This is a genomic window from Halanaerobaculum tunisiense (genome assembly GCF_054657635.1).
The window spans coordinates 122,757-136,988 of the sequence record NZ_BAAHYI010000006.1 but is presented as its reverse complement, the minus strand read 5'-3'; the positions used below and the strand labels follow the sequence as shown (position 1 = coordinate 136,988).

The following is a 14,232-nucleotide window of genomic DNA, read 5'->3' as shown; positions in this document are numbered from 1 at the left end:
TTATTATAACGAGGTCTTAACATATTCATATAAGTTGGATTAAATATAAAACGAGCCTTAGGATAAGAAAATAATACTGATATTATATTTAATAAATTACTAAAAATAAAATAATAAAATTAGTAAAGAGTCAGGAGAATATTTTCCTGGCTCTTTACTAAGATTTGAATTAACTATAGTCATTACCTAAAAGTAACAGAATCAAGACCAAGAATACAACAAATACTTCTTCATCATCCCCATTAAAGAAGCCATTTAATATACCAGGCATTATTTTGCACCTCCTTTTTAATTTATATTTTTAATATTTGCCGCCTGAGAATAATAAAAGCAAGATCAAGAAAATTACAAATGATCCATTACCTCCATAATCTCCATAATCACCCACTATTTTCACCTCCACTAAAATATTTTTTTAATAAATTAACTATAGTCGTTACCTAACAATAACAAGATTAAAACTAAGAATACAACAAAAGCTCCATCATCATATCCTGCCATTGTTTGACACCTCCTCCTTTTTTCTTTGGTATATATTATGTAGCTAATGTAAAATATGTTAATAAATAAGACCATCCTATTTAAATAGGATGGTCTACAAAAGTAAAACTTCTTTCGCTTTCACTCCATTTTTTTATTAAACAACCTAGCAAATTCAAAAATAATAATAGGGGGAACTAGCACCCTATCACTATCTTTAATAATTATAATCGCCACCTAACAGTAATAAAATTAAAACTAAGAAGATAACAAATACTCCATTATCTCCATAGCCTCCATAATCCCCCATTATTTACACCTCCTCTTTTTTCTTCAATACATAATATGCATCTACTTAGAAATCGTTAAATAAAATTAATCTAATAAAGTAGGACCAGCTTCACAGCTGGGACCCCTTATCAAACTGCACGAACGGTTTTCCCGTATACAGCTTTCGGTTATTGGTGCTCCATATCAGAGAGTAAGTCAGCGACTCTATGTTACCATAGATGTATATTTCACTCTCGATTACAGCACATCAGTAAGCAGTGAATCTAGTCCTTCTTCTCTTAAAAACTTATTCGATAAGCGATAATTCTGATGAATTATCGCTTTCTTTCCTTCTATGAAAGAACGTATTCTCATTCTTATCCATTTATCTAATTTCCTATATAATGTTTTGATATTGCCTATTTTAAAGTAATGTCCCCAGCCTTTTAGTACTAAATTTAACTCATCAATTATTATTTCCAATTTCTGAGGTCTATTTCTTCTAGTTATATCTCTTATTCTATCTTTAAAGTTATTTATTGCTCTATCTCTTGGACTTTTATAATACCAATGATGAAATCTAAATCCTAGAAATTTAAACCCATCATAAAAGTTTGTTATCACTGTCTTCTCAGGATGGAGTTTTAATTTTAATTCATTTTCTATTATCTGACGAGTTACTTGTAATGCTCTTTTGGCTTTATCTTTACTTTTGGTCAATACTACAAAATCATCAGCGAAGCGAACTAGTTTATATCCCCTTCGAGTCATCTTCTTATCAAAGTAATGTAAATAGATATTAGCTAATAAAGGAGAGATCACACCTCCTTGAGGTGTTCCTTCTTTAGTCTCTTTTCTTCCTTCTTCGGTCATGACTCCTGCAGTTAGCCACGATCTAATTAAGTCTAATACCCATCCATCACTTATATATTCTACTATAAAATCCATTAATAAATCATGGTTTATAGTATCAAAATAAGATTTTATATCTGCATCTACTACCCAATCGTAACCTTGCTGTTTATATTCTTCTATTTTCTCTATTGCATCATGGGTTGATCTGTTAGGTCTGAATCCAAAAGAACATTCACAAAACAATCTCTCAAAGTATATTTCTAAGATTTGTTTGACTGCTTGTTGGGCAATCCTATCTTTAATTACTGGAATCCCTAGTGGTCTCTTTTCTCCATTTTCTTTTGAGATATACGTTCTTAGTACTGGTCGTGGCTCATATCTATCCTCTCTTAACTGCCTATATAATTCTTGCATATTCAGTTTATAGTTATTTCTATATTCATTGATACTTACATTATCAATTCCACCACAACCACCATTAGCCAGCACTTTTTGTCCTGCCTTATGCATTCGCCATTTATCTGTGATTAAATCTTTCAGACTGTATAAGGTTCGAAAATTTTTTTCACCTATCCTAATTTCACTACTTACCAGTTCTTTCTTTCCTGTCTCGATATCTTAACCCTTATCTTCATAGTACTCCTAAGCACGTCTTTAGGCTCTCACCAATCGCACCTCTTAGTTCACTACTACTTAAGTCATGGTATTCCCTAAATTCATCATATTTTCAGTTATTATTTCCTGTCTATATTTCTTTTAGAGCTCACTATCTTTAATAGCGTCTAAACCATTCTTATTAAGATATCATTGACAGTCTATTCTTAACTTCAATAACCTGACTATCCTTCACTGTAATCAACTTTCATTGATTTTTTTCGCTACTATGATAGCTTCTGAACTCTAATATATCCTCACTCTGGCTTTCCCATTTTAGGTTATACCATCATTTATCTCTATAGATTTCTATACAGAACTATATTAGAGACTCCTCTGGTCAATTACGAAAACTATTATAGCCATCCCAACCATAATCACACCTAGTAATTCGACATGGACACTCTCGTTATCTCGCTTTTTATCCAGAGCCACCTGCATCCCCCAAGTCGACATTGGACTTCTTCATTTTTATGGTGAATCGCCACTACTAAATGCCACCGACGGTTCACATATTGTTTTAGGCTGACTATTCACCTCAAACTCTTCAGATTCTATCTCACGATAGACACCCTGTTACTATTGGTTTCACACACCGATACGACGAAAACAGCATGGATAGAATTCTCATCTACTATTTTCATAATCTACAGAGCACACATAAAAAAAACACCTAGATAATCTAGGTGTTTAAAGTGATTAGTTTTATTAAGTTCAACTACCATAATTTATTAAAAGCTAGTTAATTGTTCCATTACCTTATCAATATCTTCTTTTGTAGTATAACGACCCAAACTAAATCTTACTGCTCCCATAGCTATTTCATCATCAATATTCATAGCTTTTAATATTCTTGAAGGTTCTTTCTTTCCAGAATGACATGCAGAACCAGTTGAAACAGCAATATCATCTAACTCATTTAATACTTCTAATCCATTCATTTCTTTAAAGCTTATATTTAATGTATTAGGAAGTCTTTTCTCAGGATGACCATTAAGAATTATATTATCTTTAAATTCATTAACTAATAAATCATAAAAATAATCTGTTAACTTCTTTAATTTATTACTATTAAGTTCATCATTAGCCACATCACAAGCTTCTCCTAGCCCAACTTCAAAAATAACATTCTCAGTTCCTGCCCGCTTCCCAAACTCTTGACCTCCACCATGAATCAAAGGTTCTATCTCTATTCCTTTTCTAATGTATAAAGCTCCAATTCCTTTCGGAGCATATAACTTATGACCAGCAACTGATAAAAAATCAACTCCTAATTCATCAACTTTCGTAGGAATTTTACCAACTGATTGGGCTGCATCAGTATGTACTAAAATTCCTTTCTTGTGAGCAATTTTACTAATTTCTTTTAGTGGTTGAATTGTACCCACTTCATTATTAGCGTGCATAATTGTAATCAATATTGTTTTATCAGTTATTGCATTGCGAACATCTTCAACATCGACCATTCCATAGGTGTCTACAGGTAAATACGTAATCTCAAAACCCTTCTTCTCCAAATATTTACAAACATTAATTATTGCTGGATGTTCAATTTGAGAAGTAATGATATGATTTCCCTGATCTTGATAAGCTTCAGCTACACCTTTAATAACTGTATTATTTGATTCACTACCTCCACTAGTAAATATTATTTCTTCAGAAGTAGCTCCTAAAAGATTTGCAACTTGACTTCTTGCTTTTTTAACAGCCTTCGCTGCTTTCTTCCCAAGTTCATGATCACTAGAAGGATTACCATATATATCATAAATATATGGTTCCATTGCTTTAGCCACTCTTTTATCTATTGGAGTAGTTGCATTATAATCTAAATAAATCATTAAAGTTCCCTCCCTTATAAATTCTCTTTAAAAGAATTTTAATGTGTCCATTCAATAACTTCAAGTCCTGTCTTCTCTTCAATCAGGTCCTGCATTCTTTTACCAAAAGGACAAGGATAATCAATATCACTAGGTGTTCCCCGCAAAATACAAGAAGCTAAAACAATCTTTTCAGCTCCTCTTTCTTTTAACATTGCTGCTCTTTTAATAGCTTTTTTACCTGGACAGCCACCACAAGTGATTACTCCTACAATATCTACTGGTCCTAATTCTTCAAAACCACCTTTTCCTTCTTTTGCAAAAGATAAACATGTTGTTGCTGGACAATATTCTTCAGTTTGTTGACATCTAATCAAACCTACCTTAATTGACATTATATCTCCTCCTGTTCTTAATATAATGATTTATTTTTCTTCCGAAAGAATCTTCTGTGAAATATCTATTTGTTCTGATAACTGTTCTAACATCACTTCTTTCATAATTTCTAAAGCTTCCACCATCTTAGGACTACAAATTTCATAAAATACATTTAACCCTTCTTTCCTAGTACAAACAATCTTCTTTTCCCGAAGTATTGATAAATGCTGAGAAACATTAGCTGTACTTGTTTCCATTTCTTGAGCTAGTTTACTAACATTCTTTTCTTCATTTAATAAAAGATAAAGAATTTCAATTCTTTTAGGACTAGCAATCGCTTTACAAATTTCAGCATGTAGTTCATATAATCTTCTTTTATTATCCATCTTTAACCCCCTTTATTAGTATTATTTGAATTGTTTTATTTAATAATTAAGTAATTTATTAAATACTTTATTACTGGTTATAATTATATTAAATAAAATAATAAAAATCAATAAATAATAGGTTTGGCTACAAAATGACCGCTATTATCCCCAAAAAATAAAAATAACCTGTCTTAGTGACAGGTCTTAATCCTTTATATTTCAATGCTTTATAAATGGTGGGGATAAGTGGGTTCGAACCACTGACCTCTACGATGTCAACGTAGCGCTCTCCCGACTGAGCTATATCCCCTGGTGCCGGGGGTGGGATTCGAACCCACACGGACACAAAGGTCCACCGGATTTTAAGTCCGATGCGTCTGCCAGTTCCGCCACCCCGGCCTATTTAGTTGATAATTTACAGTTAAAATCTATAAAACAGAATTCAGATAATTTCTATTTTAAGATTTTAATTGTCAATTCTCAATTGTACATTATAAATTATTTAATGGTGCCGGAGGTCGGACTCGAACCGACACGGGCACTAGGCCCACCGGATTTTAAATCCGATGCGTCTGCCAATTCCGCCACTCCGGCTGGAGGTGACACCCGGACTCGAACCGGGGGATGGAGGATTTGCAGTCCTCTGCCTTACCAACTTGGCTATGTCACCAAAGGGAGCGAAAGACGGGATTTGAACCCGCGACCTCCTCGATGGCAACGAGGCGCTCTACCAACTGAGCTACTTTCGCACAAGGGTAGCAAGACCCGGATTCGAACCGGGGACACGAGGATTTTCAATCCACTGCTCTACCAACTGAGCTATCTCGCCACTTCTATGGCGGGGACGACGAGATTCGAACTCGCGATCTCCGGCGTGACAGGCCGGCGTGTTAACCAACTACACCACGTCCCCACAATATTAGTTGACAATTTACAGTGTATAGTTTACAGTTAAAATCTTTACTCAAAATTAAAACAAGATTTTTATGGGTTTGACTTTAACTGTCAATTGTCAATTGTAAACTAGTTTTAATGGTGGGCGAAACAGGGCTCGAACCTGTGACCCCCTGCTTGTAAGGCAGGTGCTCTCCCAACTGAGCTATTCGCCCTAATGGGGTCTCTCTCTTACGCACCGTCTAATAGTATACACAAACAGGGGGCAAAGGTCAAGTATTTTTTTAATTAAAATAGTTGATTAAACTGATTTAAATAGTTCAAACTATTGTTTACTCTCTTAAACTAGTAATTAAAGGTTAAATTAATCACCAATCGTATAAATATCATCATCAATAGTCTTAATGCTCAATTCCTCTCCATTTTTAGCATCGATCTTAACACTATATTTCTTACCTCCACCTTTTACTTCACCAATAAATTCATAACACAATTTCTCTTCTCCTCTTACCTCAGCTAAGGCTAATATAGGTTTTTTAGTTAATTGAAGGTTATTACTTACTTTCTTCCTAGCTTCTTCTTTACTCAATTCTGGTTCTAATTTAGCAGAATCTCTTTTTTCGTGATGAAGTGCATAATCAATCCCATTAAATCCAATCACTTCTCCATTATCCAGTGCTACCTCTACTTTTACTGAATCAGGCTGGATTAACACTCCATTCTGCACCGGAACAAAAGAATTGATCAGTACCCGGTTAAAACTCTTAGCTGACGTAGACATCATATTATCGTAACCGTTATTAGCTAAAAACTCTGTAGCTTTCTTCTTAGCTGTATTATTATCTACTTGTTTATCTCCTACATCTCGCTGGTGTAGCAACCAGACTACTTGTCCTCCTTTTTTAGTTACATCTATTTGGACGACTCTATCCTCATCTTGTTTACTAGTTGCTCTCACAAAATGAGCCGGAAGATTAGCTCTTACAGTTCTTCCGTTTTCCAATTCAACCTGATTTTGGTCTACTACTTCGTAATCATATTGTTCAGGGTTATTAATATACCTTTGGGCAATCTTAGTTGCTTCTTCTTTTCCTACCTCATCTCCATCTAATTCAGATAAACCAGTCACCACATCTTGTTTATTAACCTGCATCACATTATCAGGTACTACTGATTTTAAATCATCTTGAATTCCTGTTAATTCAATCTTACCATCTAATTTAGCTAAACCTGATAAAGGACTAGCGGAATACTCTTTCTCTCCTTTCTCAATATTGATTCTCTTTTTATTATACCATTTAAAATCATTCTTTTCCATTTTATTATGCACTGTCTCTAAATCCTTATTAGCAACTTTGATCTGCTGGCGAAATTTAGCTAGCATCTGTTTTTCTTCTTGCTTTAATGTTCTATCAGCTACTTTACGATCCAGATAATTAGTGTAGCGAGAAACATTATGCAATAATCCTTTTAAATTATCTAAAGCATCACTATTCAAAGGCATACTTCCTAAATCTTCTTGAGCAGAATGAGAGGACTTCCAAGTATTAGATAAGTTAACTGATAAATTATTAGCAGAATCAGAGACTACTAAAGCCCCTAATTCTTCCTCTAAGGAATCAACATTATTATTTAATCCCTGGAATGCATTCTCATATCTATTATTTAATTCACTATTTATCTGGGTTAAAGTAGAGTACTGATCATAACCCCAGTATCCAGTAGCAGCAAGTCCTACTGCTAATACTAAAATCAATAACCATCTTTCATCCAACCAATCAGCAATTCCTTCGTTGTTCAACTTAACCCCTCCTTATTTAGCAAAGATATGTTTCCCTATTCTACGTGTTACTTGTCTAGAATAGATCCAATTTGTCTCCACTTTAGCAGGATTATAATAGTAAATAGATCCATAAGTAGGATCCCAACCACGTAAAGCAGAAAGAGTAGCTCTTATAATCTGATTACTTGGGGTTTCATTCCAGACATGACCCCGAGCTACTGCAGTAAAGGCCCAAGGTTGATAGATGACACCAGAAACTGAATTAGGAAATTTAGAACTATTTACTCTATTCATGATTACTGCTCCAACTGCTACTTGTCCAACTAATGATTCTCCTTTAGATTCGGCATGAATCGTTCTAGCCATTAATCTTGCTTTAGGAGATAAACTCCAGAAGTTTGAGGCAGCAGCTTTAGATTCTTCAATATTTTGGGTTGACCCACTATAATAAACAAACGTACCTGCACCAATTAATAGTAGAACTGCTAAAAATATTCCTATCCTTTTCTTCATTTTATCCTCCCCTATTAATTAATTTCGCTATTATCTTTTGTTTTTAACTTATCTAATATTCACAAACTTATCTTTTCTCTTCATCATCACGCGGAATTTCAGGTGGCTCAGGAGTTGGCCCTTCTCCTTCATCAGACGGACGATAAGGTGAGTGAACAACAGTAATACTATTTAATAAAATCTCTGTCTCTTCTGTTGTATCTCCTGTCGTTCTCTTTTTTCTTAATTCAGCTCGTGGTACTATCACAGTTACTTCATGAGGCTTATCATAGGCAAAACAACGGTCTACATCTATCTCTAATCCATCTAAATTAAGATAAATCTGATCTTGATTTCTACAATCACACTCCCTAGTAAATAAGTTAGCCACTTTTTCTTTTAAAGACTGTACTAAAGAAAAAATCATTTCTAACTCCCTCCTTAGTACAATCTATTCGCCATATCAATTAAGGGTGCAGTTTATTAAATAAAAAATCTCGCAGCTAAAATAGCTGCGAGATGATTGTTTATTATTTCTGATCATTATCATTTAATTTTTCAGCCAATTTCTCTTCGGAAGCCTCAATAATATCCTGTAAACCAGACCGACCTAACTCCATATTATCTGTCTCATTAGCTGGTGAACCTAAAAATACCTGATCGCCAAATCTACCTACTTGCTCAGCCACATCAGCTTTAAAGCTTGTCCATTCGCCAGTTTCTATTTCTGTTGTCGGGAAATTAAAACCTTCTCCTTTTTGCTGCAAACTGATAAAATCACTATCGTGTTCTTCTTTATCCTCTACATCTCTCATTAGTCCTTTATTATTAGCCTGAGACTCCATTTCATCAGCAATATTTATTGCCCCATTAGTTTCCTCTTCTAATTCATCTGCTTCTGGAATATAGTCTTCTTCATTGATTTCATTCTCTTCCATAGAGTATATCTCCTCCTTAAAATTAGTTTATTGTAATCTACACAAAATATAACACTTTCAAATAATTAAAGCCGCCTAGCTCACATGAGCTAGGCGGCTACTAACTACTTTAATTTAATATTCTGGTCTTCTACCTCCACCAAGACCACCATCACCAAGCAATAATAAAATGAGTAATAAAAAGATTAACATCATGTTATTCTCCATGCCATACTCACCCATTATGTATCCCTCCTTTTTAAATTACACTATATATTATTCACCCAAGGAGAAAGTGTGAAAGAAAAATTATTGGCTAGTATTTAGATTAATATTATTGAAATACTTTAAAAAATCACTTTCCGGATCCAATAAAAGAGTGGTTTTATCCTGCATAGTCTTTCTATAAGTCTCCAGAGTTTTAATGAACTGATAGAATTCTGGATCCTGATTATAAGCTTCAGCATAGATCTCTAAGGCTTGAGCATCACCTGCACCGCGAAGTTGGCGAGCTTTCTTTTTAGCTTCAGCCAGAATAATTGTTTTTTCTTTCTCCACTTTAGCACGAATTTCCGCAGCCTGCTGATCTCCTTCTGCTCGATATCTATTAGCTTCTTCTCTTCGGTGAGCATTCATTCGCGAATAGACAGATTGCGCGTTAGCTTTAGGTAGATCAGCTCTTTTAATTCTAACATCTACAACCTCAATCCCTAGACTCTTACTATCCTGATTACTTTTTTTAGTCACCTCGCTCATTATCTCCTTTCGCTCCGGAGAGATTATCTCATCTAAAGTATACTTCCCTAATTCAGCCCTTACTTCGGAATAAACAATATCATCTAACTGAGATTGAGCAGCTGCCATAGTACCTACGCTTTGGTAAAATAACAAAGGATCTTCAATTCGCCACTGAGCGTAATTATTAACTTCTAAATTTTTCTCATCGGCAGTATAAACTACCTTAGGATTTGAATCGTACTCTAAAATCTGCTCTTCAAAATACTTAACGTTCTGAAGCAGGGGAATCTTAAATTTAAGTCCTGGCTCAGTAATTGACTTAACTGGATCTCCAAACTCCAGAACTACTACTTGCTCAGTCTCACTAACAATAAAACAAGTATTAATCAATATAATCCCGATAATACCTAATATAATTATTAAACTTAATTTTTTCATTATTTAACCTCACCTTCTTGCGCCTGGTCTAAATTCAACATTTTAAGAACTCCTTGCGAGTTATTACCTATAATGACTCTATCTAGCTTAGGTAAGACTTCTTCCATAGTCTCTAAATAAAGTCGAGTCCTAGTTACTTGTTTACCAGACTTATACTTTTTCAATAATTTATTAAAGCGAGCAACATTACCTTCAGCTTCAGCAATCCGTTCCGCTTTATCAGCTTCAGCTTTCTTTATAATCTTAGCTGCTTCTCCTTTAGCTGTCGGAATCACCTGGCTTCTATAAGCCTGAGATTGATTCACCTTGGTATGTTTATCTTCTTTAGCACTTGCTACATCTCTATAAGCTTCTTCAACAGGTTGAGGAACTGATACATCTTGAAATAGAAAATTATTAACATGAAGTCCAGACCTGTAATCATCTAATATTCCCTGTAGTAACTCCTTAGCTTCTAACTGGATTTGACTCTTCTTTTTAGTTAGGACATCCTGAATTCCATTCTGGCCTACCACCTGACGTAAGGCAGCTTCTGCAGCATCCTGGATTGTATCATTAGGATTTTTAATCCAGAATAGATACTGAATCGGATCTTTGATTTTATACTTAATTACAGCTTCAGCCGAAACAATTGCTAAATCGCCAGTTAACATTAAAGATTCATCCTTATTTTTCTCATATTTAGCAGGAGGACCAGAGTCAATAGTTCTAAATCCTAATTCAATTCTTCTCATTTGAGTTACTTTAGGAGTGTAGGCGGTCTCAATAGGATAAGGTAGGTGATAATGCAAACCTGACTCTACCTGTCGTGTAAACTTACCAAATCGAGTTACAACTCCTATCTCTTTAGGGCCAACTTTATAGATTCCAGTAGCTAAGTAGATAAGTACTAACACCAGTAATATAATACTAATCGGTAACTTACCTAGAGAAAAACGAGGCCCAGTCTCCTTCTTGGTAGCAGTCGATTCTCCACTATCATTAATATCAATCACTTCTTCTTCCTCTTCTAGTCCTTGATCAGTAAATAAAGTCAATATATCATCCCAAAAACTCATTTAATCACTTCCTTTTGTTAGATGTTGTCAGTCATGTGCAAATGGTTTCTATTACGGAAGGTCTGTTTTCTAGACCTGTAGGGTGTGTCGTGAGCTAATTCAAAACCTTTAAATTCATTCCGTAAAAATAAAAGTTACTCGGAAAAAAAGCTACTTTGTAGCTTTTCCGAACTAGCTGTTGAATTTTTATTGCTAACTTTTTATTAAAAAGTAAAGCAATATATCAATAATTTAAGAGGTCATACATTACTTCTACTATAAAAAGACTTAATTTCCTTGAAAAATAAAGAAATTGCTTAAGTATTCTCCACAAAAAAATAAAAAAGCACACCCTACTAGTAGGCATGCTTAAACTTAACGACAAACTATACTTATTGGCACCGAAAATATATATGTATCTGTGAAATAAAATTTAATAATCAAACTAACAACTTATAATTAAATATGGTGCCGAGGGTGGGATTTGAACCCACACGGACAAGAGCCCATAGCGCCCTCAACGCTACGCGTCTGCCAGTTCCGCCACCTCGGCTCCTTTGTATTATACCATACTTTTAAAAAAAGTCAATATTAAACTACTAATTCTCCTGGCAGTACCAATTGCACACTATCAGCATCAAAGTAGTAATTCTCAATCCCAATTGGTAATTTATCAATCAACATAATTCGTTGGCTTTTAACTATCGGGCTTTCTCTATCTATATCCAACTTATCAGCTAAGAAGGCATTAGCCTCTTCTACCTGAATAATATTATTCTTAAACTTGAGGTTATTAACTCCTTTATTTCCAAATAACTCATATAATGAATCTAGATTACAAATTCGATCTTGATTGATATCAGAACTTAAATAAGTAATAACTTCTTGTAAACCATAAGCTTCGTTATCAATCATCCGTACCTGAACTATCTTATATAACTCTTCTTCTTCATCAGTCTGAACTAACTCATCAAACTCAAAATCATCAATCTGTTGTAGTTTGACATCACTAGCAGCCACTTCTCCATCCTGCCGTAGTAATTGAATAGTAGCTTTCTGTAAGTCAGCTTCTCTACCTGACAAACGTTGTTCCATATTCCGAGCGTATTTTTCTCTTAACTCCATTAGTGAAATATTGGCTTCAGATAAAATAGTCCGGACATACCGCGGAGTAGTCTCCACTCGCTCAGCAATATCACTGATCTTCAAAAAAGGATCATGGCGAGCAAAATTAATAATCTGTTCTTTTTTAGTTAAGTCTTCTGCTTGCATAGCTAACACTCCTTTAATTGAATTGATTAGTCTGTTATCTATTATTTCTAACTTATGGTATTTTATACATCCAAAAAAAGAAAAAAGCAACCAGCTAAAGCTGGTTGCCTACTAACTATCTTTATTTTCTTTATCTATTATTGCTGACTAGGATCTAACCAAACATTTGTTAAAGGTAAAGAAACTTGTGGCGTAAATACATAATTATTAACAAATGTCTTTTCTAGATAAGGGGTGGAATAATAATAAACTGGAATCCACGGTGCATCATTCATAATCTGCTCTTCAATCTTTTGGTAAAGATCAAGTCGTTCTTGCCCCGGCTTCATCTTAACAGCCTTTTCTAACATTTGATCAACTTCTTCATTTTTATAAAAAGCGCCATTACCACCTGGTCCTGCATTATCAGAGTGGAATAAGACTCGTAAGAAGTTATCTGGATCAGGATAGTCTCCAATCCAGCCAAATCTAAACATATCAGTCTTACCTTTATCCACCTTTTGGATATAAGTACCCCAGTCCATATTATTTAACTCAACATCAACTCCAATATTTTTGAGGTTACTCTGGATTGCTTCTGCGACATTTTGGTGAGTCTTACTAGTATTATAGGCTAACTCATAAGTACCTGGTAAGCCATCTTCGTAACCAGCTTCCTTTAGCAGTTCTTTAGCTTTGTTTATATCATTTGGATAGCCTTCTAAATCTTCATTATAACCAGGCATTCCTGGCGGTAAGATACTAGTAGCTGGCTTAACTAATCCATCTCTAACTACACTAGCAATTACTTTCTTATTGACAGCATAATTAAGTGCCTGTCTTACCTTTTTATTAGTAAATGGTTCCTTCTGTGTATTAAAACCAATGTAATAAATTCCTAGTCTGTTATTTAGAGTATACTGATCAGCAAATTCACCTTTAGGGTCTGTCACTCGATCAATCTGTCCCGAAGGAATATCACCTTGGATCATCACATGAATATTACCTTGTTCATACTCGGCAAAAGAAGATGAACCTTCAGTAATAATTCTATAATTAACTTCATCTAGATAAGGTCGATTATCTACATAATAATCTTCATTCTTTTCTAAAACAACTTTATTATCATGTTTCCAACTAGCAAATTTAAATGGTCCAGAACCTACTGGATTCTGTTCAAAGTCTTCCCCTTTTTCTTGGACTGCCTCTTTAGGAACAATACTTGCATTCTCCATACATAACATAGATAAGAATGGAGTAAATGGCTCTTGTAAAGTGATCTTTACTGTATACTCATCAACAGCTTCTAAACCTGTTACTTGGTCAGCTTCACCTTCTTGGAAAGCTTGAGCTCCTTCTACTCTCTCAAATAACCAAGCCCGCTCGGATTTTGTCTCTGGATCTAATAAACGAGTAAAAGAGTAAACAACATCTTTTGCTGTTATCTCTCTGCCATTATGGAACTTAGCTCCTTCTCGTAATTGGAAAGTCCATTCTACACCTTCGTCACCTACACTCCAGTCTTTAGCAATTGCAGGTGCTACTTCTAAGTCTTCATTATACTGGACTAACCCATCAAAAATATTGCGGATAACTCTACTAGAAGTAGTATCAGTAGTATGAGCTGGATCTAATGTCGGTGGATCAGAGGCTAAACGAGCTTGAAAAGTACCTCCTTGCTTATCTGCTTCAGTTACTTGTTGTTGCTGTTCTTCTTGCTGTTGGTCTTGTTCAGCCTGCTGATTTCCTCCACAACCAACTACAGCAAAAGCTAGTAAAAACAATATTGCCACTAAACTTAATGATTTTTTAAACATATGCTTACTGCTCCCTCCTCAAATTAAATTGTTCATCTGATTT

The 14,232-nt window shown here is 34.7% G+C and carries 12 protein-coding genes and 9 tRNA genes; all 21 read right to left on the bottom strand.

Annotated elements, in window-relative coordinates; all coding sequences use genetic code 11:
* Positions 1-1,008: 1,008 nt before the first annotated feature.
* Positions 1,009-2,115: a group II intron reverse transcriptase/maturase gene (ltrA, locus tag ACYQ3D_RS07340; protein WP_459835761.1), complete on the bottom strand. Its 1,107-nt coding sequence runs from the start codon at positions 2,113-2,115 to the stop codon at positions 1,009-1,011.
* Between the two features lie 875 nt (positions 2,116-2,990).
* Positions 2,991-4,097, bottom strand: coding sequence for a cysteine desulfurase family protein (locus ACYQ3D_RS07335; RefSeq protein ID WP_459837452.1), 1,107 nt, complete (start codon positions 4,095-4,097; stop codon positions 2,991-2,993).
* A 38-nt stretch (positions 4,098-4,135) separates the two neighbouring features.
* Positions 4,136-4,471, bottom strand: a complete 336-nt coding sequence (locus ACYQ3D_RS07330; RefSeq protein WP_459837450.1) for a CGGC domain-containing protein — start codon at positions 4,469-4,471, stop codon at positions 4,136-4,138.
* 30 nt (positions 4,472-4,501) lie between these two features.
* Positions 4,502-4,840, bottom strand: a complete 339-nt coding sequence (locus ACYQ3D_RS07325) for an ArsR/SmtB family transcription factor (protein WP_459837449.1) — start codon at positions 4,838-4,840, stop codon at positions 4,502-4,504.
* A gap of 216 nt (positions 4,841-5,056) precedes the next feature.
* Positions 5,057-5,132, bottom strand: a tRNA-Val gene (locus ACYQ3D_RS07320).
* A tRNA-Leu gene (locus ACYQ3D_RS07315) sits at positions 5,133-5,221 on the bottom strand. It abuts the tRNA gene before it with no gap.
* A gap of 107 nt (positions 5,222-5,328) precedes the next feature.
* Positions 5,329-5,416 (bottom strand) — tRNA-Leu (locus ACYQ3D_RS07310).
* A tRNA-Cys gene (locus ACYQ3D_RS07305) sits at positions 5,417-5,492 on the bottom strand.
* A 6-nt stretch (positions 5,493-5,498) separates the two neighbouring features.
* A tRNA-Gly gene (locus tag ACYQ3D_RS07300) sits at positions 5,499-5,571 on the bottom strand.
* A gap of 7 nt (positions 5,572-5,578) precedes the next feature.
* Positions 5,579-5,651 (bottom strand) — tRNA-Phe (locus tag ACYQ3D_RS07295).
* Positions 5,652-5,658: 7 nt separating this feature from the next.
* Positions 5,659-5,735: transfer RNA gene (locus tag ACYQ3D_RS07290), tRNA-Asp, on the bottom strand.
* Positions 5,736-5,855: 120 nt separating this feature from the next.
* Positions 5,856-5,931 (bottom strand) — tRNA-Val (locus ACYQ3D_RS07285).
* A 149-nt stretch (positions 5,932-6,080) separates the two neighbouring features.
* Positions 6,081-7,517 (bottom strand): PepSY1/2 domain-containing protein, encoded by a 1,437-nt coding sequence (locus tag ACYQ3D_RS07280; protein WP_459837448.1) that lies wholly within the window; start codon positions 7,515-7,517, stop codon positions 6,081-6,083.
* A gap of 12 nt (positions 7,518-7,529) precedes the next feature.
* The gene (locus tag ACYQ3D_RS07275; RefSeq protein ID WP_459837447.1) at positions 7,530-8,012 is read right to left on the bottom strand and encodes a cell wall hydrolase; all 483 of its coding nucleotides are present in this window, start codon (positions 8,010-8,012) and stop codon (positions 7,530-7,532) included.
* Between the two features lie 67 nt (positions 8,013-8,079).
* Positions 8,080-8,418, bottom strand: coding sequence for a hypothetical protein (locus ACYQ3D_RS07270; protein ID WP_459837446.1), 339 nt, complete (start codon positions 8,416-8,418; stop codon positions 8,080-8,082).
* A gap of 103 nt (positions 8,419-8,521) precedes the next feature.
* The gene (locus ACYQ3D_RS07265) at positions 8,522-8,929 is read right to left on the bottom strand and encodes a hypothetical protein (protein ID WP_459837445.1); all 408 of its coding nucleotides are present in this window, start codon (positions 8,927-8,929) and stop codon (positions 8,522-8,524) included.
* Positions 8,930-9,217: 288 nt separating this feature from the next.
* The gene (gene hflC / locus ACYQ3D_RS07260) at positions 9,218-10,084 is read right to left on the bottom strand and encodes a protease modulator HflC (RefSeq protein ID WP_459837444.1); all 867 of its coding nucleotides are present in this window, start codon (positions 10,082-10,084) and stop codon (positions 9,218-9,220) included.
* Entirely contained in the window at positions 10,084-11,142 is a 1,059-nt protein-coding gene (hflK, locus tag ACYQ3D_RS07255; RefSeq protein WP_459837441.1) for an FtsH protease activity modulator HflK, read from the bottom strand. Before hflK ends, hflC begins: the two co-directional genes overlap by 1 nt.
* A gap of 445 nt (positions 11,143-11,587) precedes the next feature.
* A tRNA-Leu gene (locus ACYQ3D_RS07250) sits at positions 11,588-11,674 on the bottom strand.
* 38 nt (positions 11,675-11,712) lie between these two features.
* A complete protein-coding gene (locus ACYQ3D_RS07245; RefSeq protein WP_459837440.1) occupies positions 11,713-12,393 on the bottom strand; it encodes a UTRA domain-containing protein in 681 nt (226 codons plus the stop codon).
* Positions 12,394-12,530: 137 nt separating this feature from the next.
* Positions 12,531-14,189: a peptide ABC transporter substrate-binding protein gene (locus tag ACYQ3D_RS07240; RefSeq protein WP_459837438.1), complete on the bottom strand. Its 1,659-nt coding sequence runs from the start codon at positions 14,187-14,189 to the stop codon at positions 12,531-12,533.
* Positions 14,190-14,232 lie beyond the last annotated feature (43 nt).